This window comes from Sphingobium sp. LSP13-1-1.1, assembly GCF_040676415.1.
Lineage (GTDB): Bacteria > Pseudomonadota > Alphaproteobacteria > Sphingomonadales > Sphingomonadaceae > Sphingobium.
This window is the reverse complement of the sequence record NZ_JBEGHU010000002.1, coordinates 22,415-45,078: the sequence shown is the minus strand read 5'-3', so window position 1 is coordinate 45,078 and position 22,664 is coordinate 22,415. Positions and strand designations below refer to the sequence as shown.

17 protein-coding genes are annotated in these 22,664 nt (G+C 65.2%); 7 read left to right on the top strand and 10 right to left on the bottom strand.

Annotated features, from left to right (window positions below; translation table 11 throughout):
* The 6 genes from MRBLSP13_RS03075 to MRBLSP13_RS03050 all read right to left on the bottom strand — a co-directional run bounded on the left by MRBLSP13_RS03075 (position 1) and on the right by MRBLSP13_RS03050 (position 11,078).
* Positions 1–1,158, bottom strand: coding sequence for a type II and III secretion system protein family protein (locus MRBLSP13_RS03075; protein ID WP_363736903.1), 1,158 nt, complete (start codon positions 1,156–1,158; stop codon positions 1–3).
* A 20-nt stretch (positions 1,159–1,178) separates the two neighbouring features.
* Entirely contained in the window at positions 1,179–2,084 is a 906-nt protein-coding gene (cpaB, locus tag MRBLSP13_RS03070) for a Flp pilus assembly protein CpaB (protein WP_363736819.1), read from the bottom strand.
* Positions 2,085–2,355: 271 nt separating this feature from the next.
* Positions 2,356–3,537, bottom strand: a complete 1,182-nt coding sequence (locus MRBLSP13_RS03065) for an amino acid aminotransferase (RefSeq protein WP_363752646.1) — start codon at positions 3,535–3,537, stop codon at positions 2,356–2,358.
* Between the two features lie 212 nt (positions 3,538–3,749).
* Complete coding sequence (locus MRBLSP13_RS03060; protein WP_363736823.1) at positions 3,750–4,595, bottom strand: oxygenase MpaB family protein; 846 nt, start codon at positions 4,593–4,595, stop codon at positions 3,750–3,752.
* A 45-nt stretch (positions 4,596–4,640) separates the two neighbouring features.
* Positions 4,641–8,036 carry an acyl-[ACP]--phospholipid O-acyltransferase gene (locus MRBLSP13_RS03055; protein WP_363752644.1) on the bottom strand — a complete coding sequence of 1,132 codons (3,396 nt, stop codon included), beginning with the start codon at positions 8,034–8,036 and terminating at the stop codon, positions 4,641–4,643.
* A 24-nt stretch (positions 8,037–8,060) separates the two neighbouring features.
* Positions 8,061–11,078 (bottom strand): DUF2339 domain-containing protein, encoded by a 3,018-nt coding sequence (locus MRBLSP13_RS03050; protein WP_363752642.1) that lies wholly within the window; start codon positions 11,076–11,078, stop codon positions 8,061–8,063.
* A 110-nt stretch (positions 11,079–11,188) separates the two neighbouring features.
* Here MRBLSP13_RS03050 and MRBLSP13_RS03045 point away from each other — a divergent pair, with 110 nt between their 5' ends.
* The 4 genes from MRBLSP13_RS03045 to MRBLSP13_RS03030 are packed head-to-tail and all read left to right on the top strand — an operon-like array spanning position 11,189 to position 14,455.
* The gene (locus MRBLSP13_RS03045) at positions 11,189–11,788 is read left to right on the top strand and encodes a TetR/AcrR family transcriptional regulator (protein ID WP_363736829.1); all 600 of its coding nucleotides are present in this window, start codon (positions 11,189–11,191) and stop codon (positions 11,786–11,788) included.
* Positions 11,789–11,840: 52 nt separating this feature from the next.
* A complete protein-coding gene (locus MRBLSP13_RS03040; protein WP_363752639.1) occupies positions 11,841–12,989 on the top strand; it encodes a sterol desaturase family protein in 1,149 nt (382 codons plus the stop codon).
* A 39-nt stretch (positions 12,990–13,028) separates the two neighbouring features.
* Complete coding sequence (locus MRBLSP13_RS03035; RefSeq protein WP_363736831.1) at positions 13,029–13,661, top strand: DUF1326 domain-containing protein; 633 nt, start codon at positions 13,029–13,031, stop codon at positions 13,659–13,661.
* Between the two features lie 2 nt (positions 13,662–13,663).
* Positions 13,664–14,455 carry a DUF2182 domain-containing protein gene (locus MRBLSP13_RS03030; RefSeq protein ID WP_363736832.1) on the top strand — a complete coding sequence of 264 codons (792 nt, stop codon included), beginning with the start codon at positions 13,664–13,666 and terminating at the stop codon, positions 14,453–14,455.
* A gap of 41 nt (positions 14,456–14,496) precedes the next feature.
* On the opposite strand, the gene fixJ is transcribed toward MRBLSP13_RS03030, so the two are convergent.
* Genes fixJ through MRBLSP13_RS03015 form a run of 3 tightly spaced genes read right to left on the bottom strand, consistent with a single transcriptional unit; the run spans position 14,497 to position 17,117 of the window.
* A complete protein-coding gene (fixJ, locus tag MRBLSP13_RS03025; protein ID WP_363736833.1) occupies positions 14,497–15,120 on the bottom strand; it encodes a response regulator FixJ in 624 nt (207 codons plus the stop codon).
* A 3-nt stretch (positions 15,121–15,123) separates the two neighbouring features.
* A complete protein-coding gene (locus tag MRBLSP13_RS03020; protein ID WP_363752636.1) occupies positions 15,124–16,281 on the bottom strand; it encodes a sensor histidine kinase in 1,158 nt (385 codons plus the stop codon).
* Between the two features lie 20 nt (positions 16,282–16,301).
* Positions 16,302–17,117: a universal stress protein gene (locus tag MRBLSP13_RS03015; RefSeq protein WP_363752634.1), complete on the bottom strand. Its 816-nt coding sequence runs from the start codon at positions 17,115–17,117 to the stop codon at positions 16,302–16,304.
* Positions 17,118–17,228: 111 nt separating this feature from the next.
* On the opposite strand from MRBLSP13_RS03015, the gene MRBLSP13_RS03010 reads away from it, so the two are divergent.
* The 3 genes from MRBLSP13_RS03010 to MRBLSP13_RS03000 all read left to right on the top strand — a co-directional run bounded on the left by MRBLSP13_RS03010 (position 17,229) and on the right by MRBLSP13_RS03000 (position 20,939).
* A complete protein-coding gene (locus MRBLSP13_RS03010) occupies positions 17,229–17,591 on the top strand; it encodes a hypothetical protein (protein ID WP_133654858.1) in 363 nt (120 codons plus the stop codon).
* 115 nt (positions 17,592–17,706) lie between these two features.
* On the top strand, positions 17,707–19,857 hold the full coding sequence (locus MRBLSP13_RS03005; protein WP_363752631.1) for a TonB-dependent receptor: 2,151 nt from the start codon (positions 17,707–17,709) through the stop codon (positions 19,855–19,857).
* Positions 19,857–20,939, top strand: coding sequence for a PepSY-associated TM helix domain-containing protein (locus MRBLSP13_RS03000; RefSeq protein WP_363752629.1), 1,083 nt, complete (start codon positions 19,857–19,859; stop codon positions 20,937–20,939). Before MRBLSP13_RS03005 ends, MRBLSP13_RS03000 begins: the two co-directional genes overlap by 1 nt.
* A 214-nt stretch (positions 20,940–21,153) precedes the next feature.
* Here the strand turns inward: MRBLSP13_RS03000 and MRBLSP13_RS02995 are convergent, their stop codons facing one another.
* Positions 21,154–22,653, bottom strand: coding sequence for a CoA-acylating methylmalonate-semialdehyde dehydrogenase (locus MRBLSP13_RS02995; RefSeq protein ID WP_363736842.1), 1,500 nt, complete (start codon positions 22,651–22,653; stop codon positions 21,154–21,156).
* Positions 22,654–22,664: the final 11 nt, after the last annotated feature.

Below are 22,664 nucleotides of genomic sequence, written 5' to 3'. Positions count from 1 at the left end.
TCAGCGCCTCACGACGCCGAAGGGCATATTGGTCTGGTCCAGCCCGTCCGTCGCCAGGATCATGTCGCCTATGCCGGGGTCGATCCCTGCTGTTGCCGCGCCGGGCAGGGGCGGCAACTCCTCCGGCTTCACCGGCCCCACCAGCCGGGGCGTGGCGACGATGATCAGCTCCTGCTTCTCCTTCTGGTTCTGTTGCCGCTTGAAGAAGGCCCCGAGCACGGGGATATCGCCCAGGAAGGGCGTCTTTTCCGTCGTCACCGTCTGGCTGGAATAGCTGAGCCCCGCGATCACGAAGCTCTGCCCGCTGCCCAGTTCGACCGTCGTCTCGGCCGACCGCCGCCGCAGTCCCGGCACGACATAGCCCTGCAACTGCACGCCATTATTATAGTCGAGTTCGCTGACTTCCGGCGCGATCTTCAGCACGATATGGTCCTTCGACAACACGAAGGGCGTCACCGACAACCGCACGCCAAATTCCTTATACTGGATGGACAAACTATTGCCCGATCCCGAAACCTGCGGAACCGGCACCGGAAATTCACCGCCCGCCAGGAAACTCGCCTGCTCGCCGGAGCGTACGAGCAAGGTCGGCTGCGCCAATAGTTGCGACAGTCCATTGGAGGACAGGGCACTCAACACCGCCCCGATCCCTCGATTGGGCGCCGAAAGGAACAGGTTGAAGGCGTTCTGGATCGGCGCGCTCGCCTCCAGCGCCAGCCCATCGGGATTGAACGAAGCGCTCCCCAGACTGCTGGGCGAAACGATAGCCCCCTGGATATCGCCTGAAAGCTTGGAGAAGTTGAAGCCGAGCGCCTTGAGCGTCGTCGCAGAGACGGCCGCGAACTGTACGTCCACCGCCACCACCTGCTCGCCCGCCCGGACAATCGGCGCACTCGCCGCCGCATCGGGCGTGACGCTGACCGGCTCCCGCGCCATCAACCCGCCATCGCCGCCATAGACGCTGACGGTCGCCGCGCCTTCGCCGATCGCCGTGAGCCGCAGCGAGCGCGAAGAGGGCGCGGTGATCGATAAGACACCCTCCCGGTCGACCTCGACCCGCCCGATGGCGCGGGGGTAGGAGAGGGTGCGCTGCTCCTTCACTTGCAACGCCGTCTGCGCGGCGCCCTGCATGGGCAGGCCCAGCGCGATCGCCGCCAACCCGCAACAGCCCAAAATCCTCACTTGGCGGCGCTCCCGGAATAGATGGTCTCGCGCCGGTTGCCCATGACGAGTTCGATGGCGTGAGGCGCCGGACGCGCTGTCGCGCGGGGCGCGGGTGCAGCCACTATGGGCGGGGGCGCCTGCACCGCTGTTGGATCGGGACCCCTCGAAGCCGCCACGGCAACCGCGACCTGCGCGCTGTCCGCCGGATTGCGCAGCGACAGCGTCAGCGCCCCCGTATTCTTCGCCAGCGAAAGGAGGGACACCTGTTCCGGCGTCAGGGCGAGCGTCACGGTCCGCGCGGGTGGGGGAGGGGAGGAGAGAGCGCCCTCGGCACCATCGGCCCCCGATGACTGCTGCGTTCCCACCACCACCTCGCCAACGGCCAGTATCTGCACCATCTGGAGCAAGGCCTGCGCCCGGCTGCGTCCCGATCCGCGCGCCCCGCTGATCGCGTCGGCACCGGGATAGACGACCTGCACATCGACCCGATCGCCAGGCCGGATCAGACCGGCCACGGCAATCTCCGCCGTGGTGTCGATGCTGACGGCGCGCATCCCCATCGGTACGCGGATGGCAAGCTTGCTCTCCATCCCGACCGCATCGCGGGCGATCAGCGCATGCAAGCCTATGTCCCGCGTCGCGACCTTGCCCACCACCTCAGTCGATGTCGCCGCATAGGGATAGCGCGCCGGATCGCCCGCCGCGTTGCGGATCATCGCCGCCGTGATCGTTTCACCGGTCCGGATCGGGCGGGCCGCCTGCACCATCAGGACAGGCGCAGCCGCCCTGATGGGCGCGGCCGGACCCTGCGCCGCTGCGGCGGAGCTATTGCGCAATTCCCGAACGCCCAGCGCCAGAAAAGCCGCAGCGGCAGTCAGCCCGACGGCGATCGTCAGCTTGGCCTTGGAACCCAGACGCATTGCTTTCCCCCAGCAGCACCTTGCGTGAACGCAAAACGCTTCAACTGGAAAATTCATAGCCCTGGTGCTGTTGTCAGGGCATGAAAGAAGCAACCGTTACGGTGAAAAATATTGGCGCGGGGATATGCGGTCGGCGGATTGCAAATCAGCGTTTTGCGGGCTTGGATCACGCAAGAGGTAGCCGATGGGGATATATTAAGTCCAAAACGGGCTAAACTATATCCTCAACTGCTATCGACTGACGAACTCCTCGATCCGCTCTGGCCGTCGATTACAGATAGGATGCAAGGGCCGCAACGAAAGCAGGAACGGTTTCCAGCGTGAGGCCGGCAATATTGATACGTCCATTGCCGGCCATGTAGATGCCATGGTCACGGCGCAGTGCATCAACGGCCTCTGGCGTCAGGGGCAATAGCGCAAACATGCCACGCTGATCGCCTATGGCCGCCAACCGGGGATGACTTGCCGCCAGCACCGAGCGCAGTTCGTTGATGCGCGCCCGCATTGCATCGAGTTCCGACACCCAATCGGCGCGCAGCGCGTCATCCTCCAGCACCAGTCTCGTCACCGCCGCGCCATGATCCGGCGGCATCGACCAGAGCGACCGCGCCAGCGCCAGCATGTTGCTGCGCACCAGTTCCGCCGCACCGGATTGCACCCACAGCGCGCCTACACGCTCCCGATACAGCCCGAAATTCTTGTCGCAGCTATAGGCGACCAGCGCCTCCGGCAACATGTCGAGCAGGCCGCGCATTCCCGCCGCATCGGCCTCCAGCGCATCGCCCAGTCCCTGATAGGCGAGGTCGATGAACGGCACCAGCGCCCGGCGCGCGCAAAGCAGGCCAATTTCCTGCCATTGCGCGCTGTTGAGGTCCGCTCCGGTCGGGTTATGGCAGCAGCCGTGCAGCAACAGCACGTCGCCCGCCTTGGCTTCGCGCAGATCCTCTATCATGCCGTCGAAATCGATCGCGGCGCTCGCCACGTCGTAGAAACGGTGCGTGCGGGTCATCATCCCCGCCTCCCGAAAGATCGGCGCATGATTGGGCCAGGTCGGCGTCCCGATCCATACCGTCGCGTCGGGTCTGCTGCGCGCGATCAGTTCCGCGCCCAGCCGCAAAGCCCCGGTGCCGCCGGGCGTCTGGATCCCGACCGGCCGATCCGCGCCGGCTCCGAAAGCCACCTCCGCGAGCAATTCGACAAAGCGGATGTCACCCTCGGCGCCCAGATAGGATTTACTCTCCTGGTCCCGCAGCAGCTTCGCCTCACCCGCCTTCACCGCACGCATTACCGGCGTCCGACCGGCATCATCCCGGAACACGCCGACGCCCAGATCAATCTTCCCCGGCCGCCTGTCCGCGCGATACAGGCCGATCAGGCCCAGCAGCGCGTCAGGAGGCTGGATCGCCAGACGGCTGAAAATTTCGCGGTCCGCCACCGATTCCTGCATCAACATGCTATTTCAGCCCCTGCATAATCCTGGCCACAACCCTGGCCACAACCCTGGCCACAACCCTGGATTGTCCGGTGCAGAAGGTCTGCGGAGCGGTCCATCACATATGCCATGCGCATCTTATCGCAGCTTCGAAGAGAAAACGGGTTTCAGTTTGTCGCCATTATTCCTTCAAAATGAAATATCTTGATCACCAGGCGCGAAAATCTGAAACGTTACCTCTCCGCTTTGAACGCCCATCGCATCGTCCCCGCCAGAGCGAAAGCGCTGGCCCGAACCAGCGGCCGTGCAAGAGCAGGCATGGAAAAACCATGCATCCGCCTCGCCCATCCGGGGAGCAGCGTCACGGCCGCCTGCATCATCATCGCCTGCGCCGGCATCAACCCCAGGGAGGGTGCCGGCTGCCGCAGCACGATCCGGGCCACCTCCCGCGTGCGCGGCGTCACGGCAAGTTCGCTGCGGAAGCGCGTCATCAATGCTCTGGCCTCCGCCCGGCTCTCTGGCACCGGATCGGCGCCCAAAGCCCGCGCCACGAGCGCGGCCTCCGCGAAATAGCGATCCTGTTCCGCCAGCGGCATGAACGGTTCGCCATAGGCCATCCAAGCGTCGAGAAAGCTCGTCGCCTCGCAAACATGCACCCAGGCAAGCAGCCACGGATCGCCTGCGGCATAAGCCGTCCCGTCGGGGAGCGTTCCGCGCACATGCTCATGCATCCTGCACACCCGCGCGATCTCTGCCTCCGCTTCCGCCCGTTCGGCATAGGTGGTCACGGCAATGAAGCGCGCCGTCCGCCTCAATCGGCCCAGCATGTCATCGCGAAACCGGCTGTGGTCCCATATGCCCGCGAGCGCCGCGGGATGCAGCATCTGGAGCAGCAATGCGCTGACGCCGCCGATCATCATGCTGGTGACATCGCCATGCACCCGCCGGATCACAGCGCCCGGGGGATAGAGCGCCTGGTCCGACGCGACTACCGGGGCCTGACCCGCCGCGCTGTCGTGAAACACGCCCCGCACCTTCCCGACCAGCAGGCGCCGCATCAATCGCGAAGGCCGTTCCACCACCCGATTTCTCCCCACGCGTCGTCGACAGGGATGGATCTCTTCCTACCCGGCCGCCATCTGCGTCATGGATGCATAGTCCGTCTTCCCGGTTCCGAGCAGTGGCAGCGCGTCCAGCACCCTGATATCGCGCGGCAACGCCAGCTCCGCCACACCATTCGCCTTGCCCCACGCCTGCAATGCCGCCGCCTTCGCGTCCTGCGCAGTGGTGAACAGCACCAGTTGCTCCCCCTTGCGCGCATCGGGCCGCGTCACCACCGCATGATCCGCGTCCGGCCATATGGCCGAGGCATAGCCCTCCACAGCAGGCAGGGAGATCATCTCGCCCCCGATCTTGGCAAAGCGCTTCGCCCGTCCCCGGATCGTCACGAATCCCTGGTCGTCGATGGTCACGATGTCGCCGGTATCGTGCCAGCCCTCCTCCGGCGGTTGCAGCACGCCCGGCGCATCCGCCTTCATATAGCCCGCCATGATGTTCGGCCCCCGGATCGAAAGCCGGCCGCCTTCCTCGATCCCCGGCACATCGTCCAGCTGCGCTTCGATCCCCGGCAGCAGCCGGCCGACAGACCCGGCGCGGAAATGCATCGGCGTGTTGACGGCGATCACCGGCCCCGCCTCCGTCGCGCCATAGCCCTCCAGGATGCGCAATCCGAATTTCTCGGCATAGATTTTGCGCGTCTCGTCCCGCACCCGTTCGGCGCCGGCAAAGATGTAGCGCAGCGAATAGAAGTCATAGCCATGCGCCATTCGCGCATAGCCCGACAGGAAGGTGTCAGTGCCGAACAGGATGGTCGCATTGGCGTCATAGGCGAGCGCCGGGACGATCCGGTAATGCAGCGGGCTGGGATAAAGCAGCGTCTTAACCCCGTGGAAGATCGGCAGCAAAGTGCCCCCGGTCAGGCCGAAACTGTGGAACACCGGCAGGGCATTCAACACCACATCGGCGGAGTTGAAGTCGATCCTGGCCGCCAATTGCCGGCAGTTGGACAAAAGATTGCGATGCGTCAGCACGACGCCCTTGGGCAGGCCCTCCGATCCGCTGGTGAAGAGGATCACCGCCGCATCGTCCGGCGAAACCTTGAGCCGCCTGTGCGCCCGCCCGGCGAAACGGCTGGCGATCAGGCCGCGCAGCTTTGCGCCGGGGCCGATGCCTGCCGCCACATCCTCCAGCCAGAGGAAGGTGATCCCTTCGGCCTCCAGCCCCGCGACGATGTCGCCCAGCTTGCCCTGCTCGACAAATGTTCGTGCCGTCACCACCGTCCGAATGCCGGCCGCCATGCAGGCGGCTTTCAGATTGGCCAGCCCGGCGGTGAAGTTCAGCATCGCCGGCACCCGTCCGCCGGCCTGCAAGGCGAAGAAGGCCACGGCTACCCCCGCCACATTGGGCAACAGCACGCCGACCGCCTCGCCCTGTCGCGTCGATCGTGCCAGGATACGGCCCAACACCAGCGATCCGGTCATGAGCCGCCCGTAGGTCAGCGGATCGCGCTTCACATCCTCGACGATGGGGGATCCGCGCCCATGCACGTGGCTCGCCTCCAGCAGCGCTTCGAACAAGGTCCTGTCCGTGTCGGACGTCGCGAACATCATCTGGCTCATCTCGTCATAGAGCCGCCGACCGGCGATCGCGCGCCGTGCCCGCGCCGTCATTTCGCCCTCTATGGCGAAGCGGCGCGGCGGCAGGACGGTAAGAGTGATCCTGGGAAAGCGCCGCAGCCGGACCTTGCCTCTGAGGCGCGAGAAGGGCGTGAATTGCGCGCCGTCGATCCGCACTGGAATGATCGGCGCATCCGCCTTGTCCGCGACCATGCCGGGGCCGTCGAATACTTTCATCAAGGCGCCGGTGACGGTGATCCTTCCTTCCGGAAAGATCACCAGCGTCCGTCCTTCGCGCACCGCCTTCACCATCGCCTTGGCCGACAGCGGATTGGTCGGATCGACTGGAAAGGCGTCGAACAGCGAGAGGAACGGCTTTACCCACCACGCCCTGGCAATCCGCGTATGCACCGCGAAGGTCGGCTTGCCCGGCAGGAAGGCTGCCAGCAGCAGGCCGTCGAGGAAGGACACATGGTTGACCACGACGACGGCCGGTTCGCCCGCGCCGGGCATATTCTCGGCTCCCAGCACCTGCACCCGGTAGCATAGCCGCAGCATCCCGCGCACCATGGCCTTGATCACCGTTTCCGGCAGCAGCCAGCAGCTGATCAGCGCCACTGCCAGGGTTGCAAAGCCCATCACCCCGATCACGCCGGGCACGCTCTCGCCCCGCGCCAGCATCGCCGTCACCGCCGTGACGACCGCCACCGTGACCGCCGCATTGACGATATTGTTGGCCGCAATGGTGCGCGATCGTTCCTCGCGCGGGCTATGCGTCTGAAGGATCGCATAGAGCGGCACGATGAACATGCCGCCTGAAAAGGCGATGCCGGTGAGGTCGGCCATGATCCGCCAGCTTCCCGGCGATGCCACGAATTGCGTGATGCCCGCGCCCGAATGCGCGGGCGCATAGGAACTGGTCGACAGCCACAGGTCGATCATGAATCCGGCCAGCGTCAGCGCGGACACCGGCACGAAGCGCGCAGACACCTGCCCGCCGAGCAGCCGGTTCACCAGCATCGACCCCAGCGCCACGCTGATCGAGAAGATCAGCAGGAAAAAGGTCGCGACCTCCTGCTTCGCCTTCAGCACGCCGCTCACCAGCGGAGCGAACTCGGCTAGCAACACCGCGCCCACGGCGAAGAACCAGCTGATGCCCAGGATCGACAGCCACACGCCGCGCCCGTGCCGCGCCGCCTTCAATATATGCCAGGTGCTCTTGAAGATGTTCCGCTCGATCCGCAGGCCAGGCACCACGGTCGGCGCCGAGGGAATCGCAAGGCTGGCCAGGAAGCCCAGCGTCGCCAGCCCCACCGCCACCAATCCCGCTTCCCAGGGCGGGATCACGCCGGCCAGCAACTGTCCGCTCAATATCGCGAGGAATGTTCCCGCCTCGATCAGGCCGGTGCCGCCCATGATCTCATCGGTATGCAGATGCTGTGGCAGGATGGAGAATTTGACGGGCCCGAAGATGGTCGAATGCAGTCCCATCAGGAACAGGCAGGACAGCAGCAGGGGCACCGATTCCAGCCAGAAGCCCGTGACGGCGAGGGTCATGATGATGATTTCCGCCGCCTTCACCGCTCGCACCAGTTTCGCCTTGTCCCAGGCGTCGGCCAATTGGCCGGCCAGCGCGGAAAAGAGGAAATAGGGCAGGATGAACAGGCCCGTGGCGATGGTCGCCAGCATCTCCGCCTTGTCCGGCTCGGCCCGGTACAGGCCGAAATTGGCGAGGAACAACAGCGCGAACTTCAACAGATTATCGTTGAAGGCGCCCAGGAACTGAACCACGAACAATGGCGCGAAACGGCGCTTACCCAGCAATGACAGATCAGGTGCGGACATTTTCTTACCCCCGTCCTTCACGCATTATGCAGCAATAGTCGCGGAGTTGTTAACCGGCTCGCGCAACAGGCGATTATAGAGCCACCCTATGCCGATCAGGCTGAAGCCAAGGGCCAGGAACGATGCGATCCGCAGCAGCCCCGTCAATCCCGAAGCATCGAACAGGAACACCTTGGCCACGGCAAGCAGCATCAGCAGCAGCGAAGCGATCCGCCAGTCTCGCGCCTGCCTGCGGATGCCCCAGAGCAGGAAGCCGATCGCCAGCGCCAGGGCGAGCACCGACCGGAGAATATCCTCCGTCGCGCTGACTCCCGGCACGGTCAGCAGAGGCCCGACGAAAAGCTGCCGCAGCATCGCCAGGCCGACCAGCGAGATCAAACCCATGCGGACCCCATCCGCAACGCGCGGCGACCAGTCGTCGGCGACCTCGAGCGCCACGAAGGCAAGGGCCAGCAGGACAGGCAGCAGATTGAACAAGGGCCAGCTTCCCACCACCTGCGGAAACCAGAGGGGATTGTGCAGCAGCAGCGAATAAACCAGCAAGTGGCCCAATCCCGCGCCGACGAGGATAGTCCCTACCAATCGCCCTGAAATCGTCCCATTGGCCCGCGCCGCAGAAAGGCGCGTGTCGTTCTTTGGTGGCATGGAATGCGGCAGGGCGATCCCACCTCGCCATGCGACGAACCCCGATATGATGAGTATCCCCTCCCAAACTGTCCGCTCCGCGAGGGCGAGGCGCGTCACGTCCCCAAGGCTCGCCAGGCCGAAGATCTGCTTGAACGCGATATGCGCCGCAATGCCGCCCAGCGCTCCCACGACGGCACAGCCGATCCGCTGCCCGATCGGACCCATGATCGAACCGTTCCGCCATAGGGCAAATCCCGTCGCCGCAGCAGGCAGGGCGAGCCGCCGCATCGCCTCGCCAATCGGAGGCAGATCGCTCACCAGCACGGGTTCGCCCACCAGTGACAGCAAAGCCCGGCCGAGCCACAGGGCCAGAGGCCAGCCGGCCCAAAGCATCACCACCGTCAAGGCGACTCCCAGGGCGGGCATGGTCGACCGGAGCGACAGCTTGCGCACCCCTTGCGCCAACACAGCCAGTCCAAGGGCAGCTGCCACCGGCAGCCAGAGCGCCGGCACGGCTTGCGCGACCGTCCCATAGGCGAGCAGCACCGCCACGCCCTGCGCCACCATCCGTCCCTCGGCAAAGCGTGCGCGCCAGGCGAAGAGAGTCGCCATCGCCGCGCCCGCCGTCCAGCGGAGGACGCCCTGCCAGCCCGGAACATCCGCCCCATCGCCCCACAGCCTGGCGACCTCGTCTGATCCGGCCAGAACCACCAGGGCGATAAAGGCGAAGCTCCAGCCGCTCCATTCGACCCGTCTATCCTTCGCCAGCTCCGCCAGCGCCAGCAGGCCAACGGCAAGGGCCGCGATCACGATCGACAGCATCCATTGCGGCAGTCCCAGTCCGCCCGCCACAGCCAGCAGCAACGCTGCCGCGCTCGCCAGCGTTACGAAGCGCGCGTCCCTGTGTCGCGTTTCGCAACGCCAGCCCATTGCCATGGCCACGCCCGGCAATCCGGCCGCGGCCAGCGCAAGCAGGGCAAATTCCCCATCCAGCCCGGCCCGCCAGAGCTGTCCCAGCGCCACGGCAAAGCCGCCCAGCGCCAACCCTGCGATCTGCCCTGCCTCGACAAGCCCACTGCGCCAGACCCGAAGCAGGGCCGTACCGCCGTAAATCGCCGTCAAGCCCAGCATCACCAATGCGAAATGCCCTGTTTCCGGCGCCGGCCACACCGCTGTCAGAAGCAGCCCGACGCTCGCCCCGACCGCCGCCAGCGGCCGCAATGCCGCCTCCCGTCCCAGCCAGACCAGGGCGATCGACAAGAGTCCGAACAGTCCCCATTGCAACAGGCCGAAGCCGCCCGTCGCAACCAGCGCCGCCATCTGCGCCGCCGCAGCCAATGCCGCGCCCGTGCGCAGCAGCGCCGCCCGCGTTCCGGGAAAGGCGAGGACGGGCAAAGCCACGCCCAGCATCAGCACCAGCAAGCCGATCGACAGCGATGATGCCCAATCCAGCGCGCCCATGGCCAGCATGACAACGCCCCAGCCGGCTCCGCCCACCAGCGCACTTATGCCCAACCACATCCAGCGCTGGGTGCGCGACAGCATGCAAAGACCGCCTACCGCCAGGGCGAGATAGCAGCTCAGCAACGGTATATTGGGTTGTCCCGCCTTGACCAAAGCGGGCGCCGCCAGTCCGCCGACCAATCCCAGAAGCGCGCTGGGTGCGCCGAAGCGCAGCGACAGCGCCATGGCCAGCCCGGTGACGCCCGCCAGCCCCGCAAAGGCGACGCCTGGCCCCACCAAACCGTACAGCATGTGCGCCGCCAGGATCGCTGCGTAGAGTGTCGCCAGCCCTGCGCCCCCCAGCGCCTGCCGCACCCGGGCGTCGCGCACCTGTTCCTCCAGCCGCAACGCTGCCTCGGCCCCGCCGATCAGCGCTCCGCCGAACAACAGTCCCAACAGCACGCGCACCAGCGGTGAGAGCAATCCCGCATCGATGGAATATTTGACGAGCAGCACGCCCGCGACGGCAAGCGTCACTCCGCCCGCCCATATCGGCAGTTGGCGGCCGAACAGTTCCTCGAAACTGAAGGTGGCGCGGGCAGGCCGGGCGCGTTCAGGGGCGATGGCTTGCGCTTCGATCCGATCATGTTCCGGGGCGAGAGAACCCGTCTCCTCGATCGCATCCGTGGTGGCGGCTTGGGTGGAGGGCGTTCCGTCTTCGCCGGAACGACGGCTCAATATGACCGCTGGCGCAGGAGGCGTGATATCCCGCTCCACCACGCGGGCGGGTGCGGACGTCCCTTGCGCGGGCTCGTCATCCTCATCCTCGCGGGGATGGTCGTGGCGCATGGGGGAAGAGGCATTTCCCATAACCTCTTCCAATAGTGCCAGCCTTTTCTCGGTTGCCTTCAACCGTCCGCGCATGTCGAACAGCACTATTCCGAAAACCAGCAGAACCAGTGTCACGAGCATGAGTCGAATCCCTGCAAACCCCGCCAATGGCATGAGGGCTACCCAAAAATTCAACACTGTTCAATAAAATAATTAGACAGCGTCTAATTGTTCTCTTATCCGTTGTTCGCATGGGCAGACGATCCGATCATAGCCGCGAGGAACTGGAGGCGCTCATCCTTGAAGAAGGCCACCGGCACATGGCGGAAGCCGGTTTCGCCCGATTTTCCTCCCGAGAGGTGGCCAAGCGCATCGGCTATTCGGTGGGCACGCTCTACAACGTCTTTGGCAGCTATGACCGGTTGGTCGTCGCCATCAATACGCGCACGTTCGACCAATGGGCCGCCTTCCTGGAAAAGCGCCTTGCCGGCCAGCCGCAGGACCGGATCGCGGCGCTGGTGGAGGGCTATTTCCAGTTCGCCTCGGAAAACACGAATATCTGGATGGCGATCTACGACCATCGCCTGCCGCCTGGCGTCGCCATGCCGGAGGATTATGCGCGGCAGCGGGCGGGGCTGACGGAAGTCGTCGTGCGCGAAGTCGCCGCCGTCCTGCCGCCGAGCGCCAGGGATGGCGCGCCGCGGCTCGCGCGATCGCTGGTGGCCACGGTGCACGGCCATTGCACCTTCGCCCTCAACGGCAGCTTTGCCCTGTTGGGTGAGACTGCCCCCCTCGAAATGGCCACGGCGCGGGTCAAGGAAAGCTTGAGGGCGGCGGGGGCAAGGCTCTAACATATCGGTGGGCGCTCCCTATGGGCGGGTGGGCGACAAGAGGGGACATATCGTGGCAAACTGGTTCGACAGCCTGGAACGCGACCTGCAATCGCCGCTCGCGGTGCGGCGCCTTGGCAGCGGTTGGTTCTCGGGCTTCTTCGCGCTGCTGCTCAGCCTCACCGGGCTTTGCATGGTCATGGCGCTACGCTGGCCAGACTGGTTTTCGACGCCCGAACTGGCGGCGCTGCATGCGTGGGGCGGGCTGCGTCCTCTGGTCCACGCGCTTTTGATCGGCGGCTATGCGCTGGCGTTGCTCAGCCTGCTTTTGCGTACACGCAAAGCCATCGGCGCGACCGCGCTCCTTGCCGCGCTGTTCGCCACCCTGTTGGGAGGGGCGGAAGTCCAGCCGCAGGAGACCCATGATTGGGGCGTGTTCTTCGGGCTGGATTTCTTCGCCGTCAACATGGTGGCGACCGGGCTGATGTTCGCCCCGATCGAGCGCCTCTTTCCGCACAGGGCCCAGCAGCGCCTGTTTCGCCAGGAATGGCGGGAGGACCTGTTCTATTATCTGATCAGTTCGATGATGGTGCAGCTCATCACCTTCCTTGCGCTGGCGCCATCCGGCCTTATCAACGCCAACACGGCCGGCCTGGCAGGCATACGCGGCATGATCGCCAGCCAGCCCTGGCCGTTGCAGTTCCTGGAAGTGGTGCTGCTGACCGATTTCGTCCAATATTGGTTTCATCGCGCCTTCCACCGCGTCCCCTTCCTCTGGGGTTTCCACGCCGTCCATCATTCGGCGAAATCCATGGACTGGCTGGCGGGTGCGCGCATGCATTTCTTCGAGATCATTGCGCTGCGCGGCGTGACGTCCTTGCCGCTGCTTACCTTCGGTTTTTCGCCATTGGTGATGCAGGCCTATATCGGTTTCGTCTATATCTACTCCTCGCTCCTCCACGCCAATCTGCGCGGTGATTTCAATCGCCTGGGCGCGATCGTCGCGACCCCGCGCTTCCACCATTGGCACCACGCGATAGAGGAGGTTGCGGTCGACAAGAATTTCGCGATCCACTTCCCCTTTCTCGACCGTTTGTTCGGCACCCATCATCTGCCTGACGGCGCATGGCCGACGGGCTATGGCGTGCCCGAACAGGTGCCCCAGGGCTATCGCGCGCAATTCCTCTATCCCTTCCGCCGAAAACGCGACGCGGCCGCGTGAATCTGCTATGATCGTTGCGGGCTGTGAGGGAGTCGGACCATGGTCTACTGGATGCTCAGGGGGCGCGAGTTCGCCAATTGCAACTGCGAATATGGCTGCAACTGTCAGTTCGGCGGCCTGCCGGACAAGGGGCATTGCCAGGCCGCCTTCGGCTTCGCCATCGATGAGGGCCGGCATGGCAATATCGACCTGGCCGGCCTGAACATCGCTGCCGTCTTCCGCTGGCCTGGGCCGATCCATGAAGGCCAGGGCGAATGCGCCGCCTTCGTCGATGAACGGGCGACGCAGGCGCAGCGCGATGCCCTGCTGACGATCATGACCGGCGGCGACACCGCACCGATGGCGACGGTCTTCGCCGTCTTCGCCTCCACCATCACGACCATGCATGAACCCAATTTCGTCCCCGTCGACTTCGAGGTCGATGTGGAAGGACGCAAGGGCCGCCTGCGGATTCCGGGCCATCTGGAGATGGACGGCGAACCGATCCGCAGCCCGGTGGACGGATCGGAAATCCGGGCGCGGATTCAATTGCCCGACGGCTTCGAATATGAAGTGGCGGAGGTCGGCTCCGGGACCAGCCGCGCCATTGCGCCAATGCGGCTGGACCATGCGGCGAGCTACGGACAGTTCGCCTATCTGCACCTCGACAGTCACGGCGTGGTCAGGGGCTGACGGTGTCGGCATTCCGTACGGTGCTCGCCCGGCATCACCTGATTTCCCTTGCCGCCCTGGCGGTGATGATCGTGCTGGCCTGGGGCTGGCTGCTTTCGGGTGCGGGCATGGGCATGGCCCCCGGCGCGTCATGGCTTCCGGCTGGACTGGCGGAAGACCCCATGCTGGCAATGATGATGCCCGGCGATATGCCATGGACGGCGGCGCAGTTCCTCGTGACCTTCGCCATGTGGTGGGTGATGATGGTTGCGATGATGCTGCCTTCCGCCGCGCCCATGATCCTGCTCTATGCCCGCGCGGTGCCCGCCGCGGCACGGCCCGCCACGGAAAGTTTCACCCTGGGCTATCTGTTGATCTGGGGCTTCTTCTCCCTGGTCGCCACTCTGGCGCAATGGCGTCTGGCCACGGCGGCGCTGCTGTCCTCCATGGCGATGGCGACGTCCAGCCCTTCGCTAGCCGCCGCTCTGCTGATCGCGGCTGGCGTCTATCAGATCAGCCCATGGAAGGACGCCTGCCTGCGCGAGTGCCGCAATCCCGCGATATTCCTCAGCCGCCACTATCGGCCGGGATGGACCGGCGCGCTGCGCCTGGGTGCGCGTCATGGCGCCTGGTGCGTGGGATGCTGCTGGATGCTGATGGCGCTGCTGTTTGTCGGCGGAATCATGAATCTGGCCTGGATAGCCGTGCTGACGCTGCTGGTCGCGCTGGAGAAGCTGTTGCCATGGGGTCGCGCGATGTCGATCCTGGCGGGCGCGGGCTGTATCCTGTTGGGCTGGGCGATATTGCTGGGTTGAGTGCCCTCGGTCGCGCAGGCGACGGACAATCCGCAACCGGATTATGCCTCGTCCTTCTCCGCGGCGGCATGGAAGGCGATCCTCAATGCTTCGGCCAGGCTCTTCACCTCCAGCTTCTGCATCAGGTTGGCGCGGTGGATTTCCACCGTGCGCGGGCTGATGCCCAGATCATAAGCGATGGTCTTGTTCGGCAGCCCTTCGACCAGCCCGTCCAGCACCTCGCGCTCGCGATCGGTCAGGATGTTGAGCCGTGCCCGCGCATCTTCCGCCCTTGCGCTTGCGCCGCGGTCCGCCACGGCCGTCCGGCGCGCCGCATCGACGCAGGCCAGCAGCGCTGCCTTCTCGAACGGTTTTTCGATGAAGTCGCTGGCGCCCGCCTTCATCGCCGTCACCGCCATGTCGACGTCGCCATGACCGGTCATGATCACCACGGGCAGCATGATTCCCCGCGCCCGCAATTCGCGCTGCACCGCCAGCCCGTCAATATCCGGCATCCGCACGTCCAGCAGCACGCACCCCGGCTCCAGCGCGGCGGCCTCCTTCAGAAAGTGCGAGCCCCCTTCGAACAGCTTCACGGCGAAGCCGCTCGTCCTCAGCATGAAGGACAGTGACCGTCGGATCGCCTCGTCATCGTCCACCACATAGATCGGGAATGCTTCGTTCATGCTCTAGTCCGCTGCGTCCAGGGTGAAGTGAAAGGCCGTGCCGCCCCATTGCGACGGTTCGGCCCAGATCCGGCCACCATGGCCCTCGACAATGGTCTGGCTGATCGAAAGGCCGACGCCCATGCCGGACGCCTTGGTGGTGGTGAAGGGGGTGAAGAGCGTGCGCGACATTTCCGGCGCCAGTCCCGGTCCGCTGTCGGCGACGATCACTTCGACCCGGCCGGCATCGGTCGGGGAAGGGGCCGGGATGGCGGAGAGGCGCAGGATGCGCGCAGGGCTGCCGGCCATCGCCTCCACCGCGTTCTTCGTGAGGTTGATGATGACCTGCTGCAATTGCACCCGGTTGACCAGCACCTTGTCGACGCGCGGGTCGACGCTGATATCCATGTCCAGGCCCCGGCTGTCGACGCCGATGAAGGCCAGTGCCGCCCCCTCCGCCAGCAGCCCGCGCAGCGCTTCGGGCTGGCGGATGGTTTCGCCGCGCCGGATGAATTCGCGCAGCGACCGGATGATTTCTCCGGCGCGCAGGGCCTGGCTGGCGCTTTCGGCCATAGCCTCACGCAGCAATTCCCGGTCCACAGGCCCGTCGGCGTCGAGCATGTCGCGTCCCGCCTCCAGATAATTGGCGATCGCGGTCAGCGGCTGGTTGAGTTCATGCGCCAGCGCCGACGCCAGGGTGCCCATCGCCGTCACGCGGGAGGCATGGGCCAGTTCCGCCTGCAGGTCCGCCACCCGCCGCTCGGCCTGCTGGCTTTCGGTGAGGTCGCGGATGAAGCCGGTGAACAGCGGTCGCCCCTCATCCTGGACCTCTCCCACGGACAGTTCGATGGGAAAGGTCGAGCCGTCCCGGCGCCGCGCGCTCGTCAGCCGGCCGATGCCGATGATCCGCCTTTCCCCCGTTTTCAGATAATGGTCGATATAGCCGTCATGCCTCTCCCGGTCGGGGGAGGGCATGAGCATCGAGATATTCTCGCCCAGAACGTCGCTTTCGGCATATTGGAACATGCGTTGCGCCGCCGCGCTGAACGACACGATCTGCCCGCGCACGTCGATGACGATCAGCGCATCGGGCACCGTCGCCAATATGGAGCCGAGCAGCGCCTGTTCGAGGCTGTGCTCGCGCTGGGTCAGGCCATCGGTTTCATCGTCCGCTACCGCCATGCGCCCACCATGCCGCGCATTCAATGCGCCAGCAAGAGCGGAACATGGACTTCGCGCAGCATGGCGCGGGTGACGCCGCCAAACACCATCTCGCGCAACCGGCTGTGACCGAAGGCGCCCATCACCATCCATTCAGGCTTCAGCACGCCGAGGGCCGCCTTCAACGACGCCTCTATGGTGCGGCCGTCCTGCGGCCATGTGTGCAATTGGCATTTGATGCCGTGGCGCGCCAGATATTCGGGCGCGTCTGTGGCCGGGAAGGGATATTTGCCGGCTTCCTCGACCGTAACGACATGCACTTCCTCCGCCAGTTTCAGCAGCGGGACGGAGAGGCGCAGCGCGGTGGAGGCCTCCTGCGAACCGTCCCATGCTATCAGCGCGCGACCCGTGACGGGAAAGCTTTTCGCCTCCTGCGGCACGGCGATCACCGGAACCCTTCCGGCGAGCGCCAGATCGGCCGCCAGGTGCAGCGGGTCGGCATATTCCCGGCGCGGTCCCGATGGCAGGGTGACGATGATGCCGTCGGTCAGCGTTGCGGCGGACAGCAGGCCATGGACGACATCGCCCTCTACATGGCGCCAGTCCCAGCTTACATCCTCGCGCCGGAGCCGATCCTCCACGCGCATTCGCGCCTTTTCGTCGATGTCGTACAGTTCCGCCATCATCGCCGGGGCCATGGAGGCGCCGCCATACATGTCGGCCGCGACGAAATTGGGCATGGCCGTCACCTGCACGCAGTGAATATGCGCATTGGATGCGCGGGCGAGATCGCAGGCCGCCTGGAGGCGGCTTTCCGCGCCAAGATCTTCATGAATGTGCAGCAGGACCGATTTCATCGTCTGTCTCCCGGCAAGCGTATCTTCCATCTGGCTAGGGCTGCCGTGGCGCGGTCGCCATCAGGAATAATCCTTATATCTCTTTTCGCTGCGGAATCCGATGCCATTCCCATGAGTTGGACCACCATACGCCTCGAACTTGCCCGGACGGCGGGTTTTCCCAACGGATCGGCGGCGCGAAGCTATGTGCTGCGCCTGCCGCTCAGCACGGGCGGGCTGATCGATGAACGGGAATATCGCGTCAATCCCGAACTGGCGACGGCGCGGCGCTTCTGGCCCAATGAGCCGGACCGGCACGGCACGCTGCTGCACACCCGGCAGGGCTGGGCGCTGTCCTGCAAGCCGGGAGAGGCGGATGACGAGAAGATCTACCGGCTGGAAGCGCAGGCCATCCAGCTCGGGACCTGTCTGACCCTGACCGATCCCGACGGGGAGAGCCTGCCCTTTGTGGTGAAGGGTTTCTGTCCGGCCTGATGATCGGAAGGCGCGTCGGTGCAAAGGCGGCAAAGCATTTGCTCGTTAATACTGCTAATGACTTGCAACATCCCCTTCTTTTGGCTAGCGGGACGGCGGCTTTAAGGGGTGATGCATGCCTATTCGTTCGTCTGTCCTGCTTGTGACCAGTACGCTTGCTCTGTTGAGTCCCTCCGCGCTCGCCCAGTCCCGACCCGCCGCAGAGGATGGCGGCCCGATCATCGTGACCGCCGCGCGCACGATCCTGCCGGCCAACGCCCTGCCGTTGACCGTCGACGTGATCGACCAGGAAATGCTCAACCAGCAGGTTGCGATCGGTGGGTCCATTGTCGATGCGGTGTCGGCGCTGACCCCTTCCTTTTCGCCGACGCGGCAAAAGCTGTCTGGCGCGGGTGAGACGCTGCGCGGCCGATCGCCGCTCTACGCGATCAACGGCATACCGCAGACGGCGCCGTTGCGGGACGGCGCGCGCGATGGCTTCACCATCGACCCGTTCTTCATTGATCGGGTGGAGGTGATCTATGGTTCCAACGCGCTGCAAGGGATCGGCGGCACGGGCGGGATCGTCAATCAGGTGACCGTTGCGCCGCCCCGGAACGACGGATTGACAGGCCGGGTGCTGGTGCAGGGCAATGCCGACACCGGCTTTCACGGTGACGGCATCGGCGGCAAGGTGGCGGGGCTGGTCGGCTGGCGCTCCGGGCGATGGGACGCGATGGTGGGCGCAGCCTATGAGAAGCGCGGCGCATTCTATGACGGGCATGGCAATCGCGTCGGCACCGACCTGACGCAGGGAGAGACGCAGGACAGCCGGAGCTGGTCGCTGTTCGGCCGCTTCGGCTACGCGCTGAGCGACAGTGCGCGATTGGACCTGACCATGAGCCGCTTCCAGTTGAAGGGGGAGGGCGATTACGTCGCGGTGGACGGCAATTATCGCATCGACCGCCCGACAAGTTCGGTGCGCGGCACGCCGCCCGGCGTTCCGGCCACCAACCGCACGGAAAGCGCTGCGCTTACGCTGACCGACAGCGCCCTGTGGGACGGCAACTTCATCGCCCAACTTTTCTTCAACCGCTCGCGCGACACCTATGGCGGGGAGGTTGCGCCGATCGCCAGTTTTCAGGATCCGCGCATTGCGCCGGTCGGCACCCTGTTCGACCAGTCGCAGAATCGCAGCCGCAAATATGGCGGCAAGATCAGCTATGAACGCGCCATGCCGGGATTTGAGGCGCTGACCGCGACCATCGGCTTCGACGCGCTCTATGACCTGACCGAGCAGCGGCTGATCGCGACGGGCCGGAGTTGGGTGCCGCCTACCGATTATCGCAGCCTCGCGCCCTTCGCGCAGTTCAACCTGGCATTGTTCGACAAGAAACTGCGCGTGGCGGGCGGCGTCCGTCATGAGGATGTGCGCATCAGCATCGATGACTATCACACCCTCTGGACCTATGGCGGCGGCGTCGATGTCGCAGGGGGCAGGCCGACCTTCAGCGATACGCTGGTCAATGGTGGCGTGATCCTGGAACCCTGGACCGGCATCCGCGCCTATGCCAGCTATGCCGAGGGTTATACCGTGCCCGATGTCGGCCGGATCGCCCGTGCCGTCGCCGCGCCCGGCGTCGACATAGACGATTATGTGAACATCAGCCCGATCGTGTCGAACAACCGGGAGATCGGCTTTGAAGTGAAGCGCGGCCCGATCGATGCCAGCGCGGCCTATTTCTGGTCGACCAGCAAGAACGGGTCGCTGCTGGTGCAGAGCGGCGGCGTGTTCGAGGTCCAGCGCCAGCGGGTCGAGATACAGGGGCTGGAACTGAACCTCTCGGCCCGGACGCCGCTGCCGGGACTGACCCTCTCGACCGGCTATGCCCATCTGATCGGCCGCACCGACGGTTCGGACGACGGGATCGACAAGGTTGACCGCGATCTGGACGGGGCGAACATCTCGCCCGACCGCCTGAACGTGGCGGCCAGCTATGTGCATGGACCCGTTTCGGCGCGCATCCAGACGCAATTCTTCCTGTCGCGTCAGTTCGAACGGACGCCGGGCGCCTATCCGCCGCTCTACAGGTTCGACGGCTATGACGTGACCGACCTGTCGCTGCGCTATCAGACGCGTTTCGGGGCATTGACGCTGGCGGCGCAGAATATCTTCGACACATTCACCATCGATTATTACAGCCAGACCGTCCGGCCCAATGACAATGCCCATTATTTCGCGGGACGCGGCCGCAATTTCACCCTGTCCTGGGATTATCGCTTCTAGTGAAACTGATCGACACCCTCCACCGCTGGACCGGCGGGCTGATCGGGCTGCTGCTCGCGCTGCTGGGCCTGAGCGGCGCGTTGCTGGTGCATAAAAATGCCTGGACGCTGGCGCCCCATGCCGGCGATCCGCGGGTGGAGGACGTGCGCCAACTGGCCGAGGTGACGCAGCGCCTCATGGCCGATCCGGCGATGCGGCCGCAGTCGATCACCTATGCGTCCGACGATTTCGGGCTGCTCAAACTGCTGTTCGACAATGGTCGCGGCGCCTATGCGGACCAGCAGGGTGCAGTGGTGATGCGGTGGAGCAGCCAGTGGGAGCGGCCCGAACTGTGGCTGTTCGATTTCCACCACCATCTCTTTTCCGGCGAAACGGGCGATTGGGTGATCGGTATTGCCGCGCTTTGCGGGCTGTTCTTCGTGTTGACCGGCTTCATCCTCTGGTGGCGGACGCGGCGGACCTTCGAATGGCGCCTATGGCCGGCACGGATGAGCCGCCCCGCGATCGTGCGGCATCACCGCGACCTGGGCATCATCGTCGCGCCCTTGTTGCTGCTGTCGCTGGTGACGGGTGCCGTCCTGGTGTTCCGTCCCATGGCGGCGTTGCTGTTCGGGCCGGGAGCGCCTGCGCAGATCGACAAGGCGCTGGCTCCGCCCCCGCCCCGCAATGCCGGGCTTGCCGGAAGGCTGGACTGGGCGGGCATGATCATGACGGCCAAGGCGCGCTTCCCCGATGCGGAAGTGCGCAGCCTCAGCCTGCCGCGCAAGAAGGGCGGTCTCGTCACGCTTCGCATGCGGCGACCGCAGGAATGGCTGCCCAATGGCCGCACCACTCTCTGGTTCGCGGCCGACAGCGGCATGCTGGTTGCCGCGCGCGACGCCTCGACGCTGCCCACAGCGGTGAAGGGCTATAATCTGCTTTACCCGCTCCATGCGGCGAAGGTCGGTGGCTTGCCCTTCCGGCTGCTCATGACGCTGTCGGGTTTGGCGCTGACGCTGCTCGGCTCGCTGACGGTCTGGACGTTCTGGTTCAGGCGTCCCGCCCGGCCTGCACGGCCGCGTCAGATCGCGATCAGGACATAGGGACGGTCGAACCGTTCCGAAGGGACAATTATAGACCGGAACACCGCCGGGCTTGCAGAAGATGTCCAGATCCCTGGTCGGCCGCATGAAGGGGATGCCCGATCCCACCGGATGCGCCAGGCTTTCCGCGTAATATTCGGCAGCGTCTGGCGACGGGGCGAAGGTGACGGGGAACGGGCGAGCGGTCGCTTCCGTTCCCCGGCCGGGCGGAGGCCTATCTCATCGTCGGGATGACGAAGCTCTGGTCGATCACCGCACCTCCATCGGGCCAGCGCTGGGTGATCTTCTTGGTGCGGGTGTAGAAGCGCACGCCGTCCATGCCATATTGGTCGAGGTCACCGAACCCGGAACGTTTCCAGCCGCCGAAGCTGTGATAGGCGACCGGCACCGGGATCGGCACGTTGATGCCGACCATGCCGACCTCCACATCGGCGGCGAACTTGCGGGCATAGTCGCCGTTGCGGGTGAAGATGGCGACGCCATTGCCATATTGGTGCTGCGAGGGATAGCTGAGCGCCTCCTCGAAGCTGTGGGCGCGCAGGATTTGAAGGACAGGGCCGAAAATTTCGTCCTGATAGCTCTTCATCTGCGGCGTCACCCGGTCGATCAGCGTCGGGGCGAGGTAGAAGCCCTGCTCATAGCCCTGGAGCGAGAAGCCGCGCCCGTCGACCACGATTTCCGCGCCTTCGTCGGCCGCCATCTGGATATAGCTTTCGACGCGGGCCTTGTGCACGCCGGTGACGAGGGGGCCATATTGCGCGTCGGGATCGGTCGGGATGCCGGGGCGCAGTGTTTCGATGGCGTTCACCAGCTTGGCGCGGAAGGCGTCCGCCGTGGCTTCGCCCACCGGCACCACAACGGGCAGCGCCATGCAGCGTTCGCCCGCCGAACCATAGGCCGCGCCGACGATATCGGCGACCGCCTGGTCCATGTCCGCGTCGGGCAGGATGATGCCGTGATTCTTGGCGCCGCCCATCGCCTGGACCCGCTTGCCGTTCTGCGCGCCGCGGGCATAGACATAATTGGCGATGTCGGACGATCCGACGAAGCTGACCGCCTTGATCGCCGGATGGTCGAGGATGGCGTCGACCATTTCCTTGTCGCCATGGACGACGTTCAGGATCCCGGCGGGCATGCCGGCCTCTATGGCGAGTTCGGCAAGGCGCACCGGGACGGAAGGGTCGCGTTCCGACGGCTTCAGGATGAAGGCGTTGCCGCAGGCGATGGCCATGGCGCTCATCCAGAGGGGGATCATGGCGGGGAAGTTGAAGGGCGTGATGCCCGCCGCGATGCCCAGCGGCTGGCGCATGGAATAGACGTCGATGCCGGGGCCGGCGCCCTGGGTATATTCGCCCTTGAGCAGATGGGGGATGCCGCAGGCGAACTCGACGACTTCCAGGCCGCGCTGGATGTCGCCCCTGGCGTCGGCCACCACCTTGCCATGTTCGGAGGAGAGGAGGACGGCCAGTTCGTCCATATTCTGTTCGATCAGTTCCTTGAAGCGGAACATCACGCGGGCGCGGCGCTGGGGATTGACGGCGGCCCATTCGGGCTGGGCGGCGAGGGCGGAATCCACCGCCTTCTGGAGATGGGCGGCGGTGGCGAGTTCGACCTGCGCCTGGACGGTACCGGTGGCTGGATCGAGCACGTCGGACAAGCGGGCGCCGGGGAGCGGGGCGGATTGTCCATGAATGAAATGAGTAATCGAACGCATTTTTCCGGTTC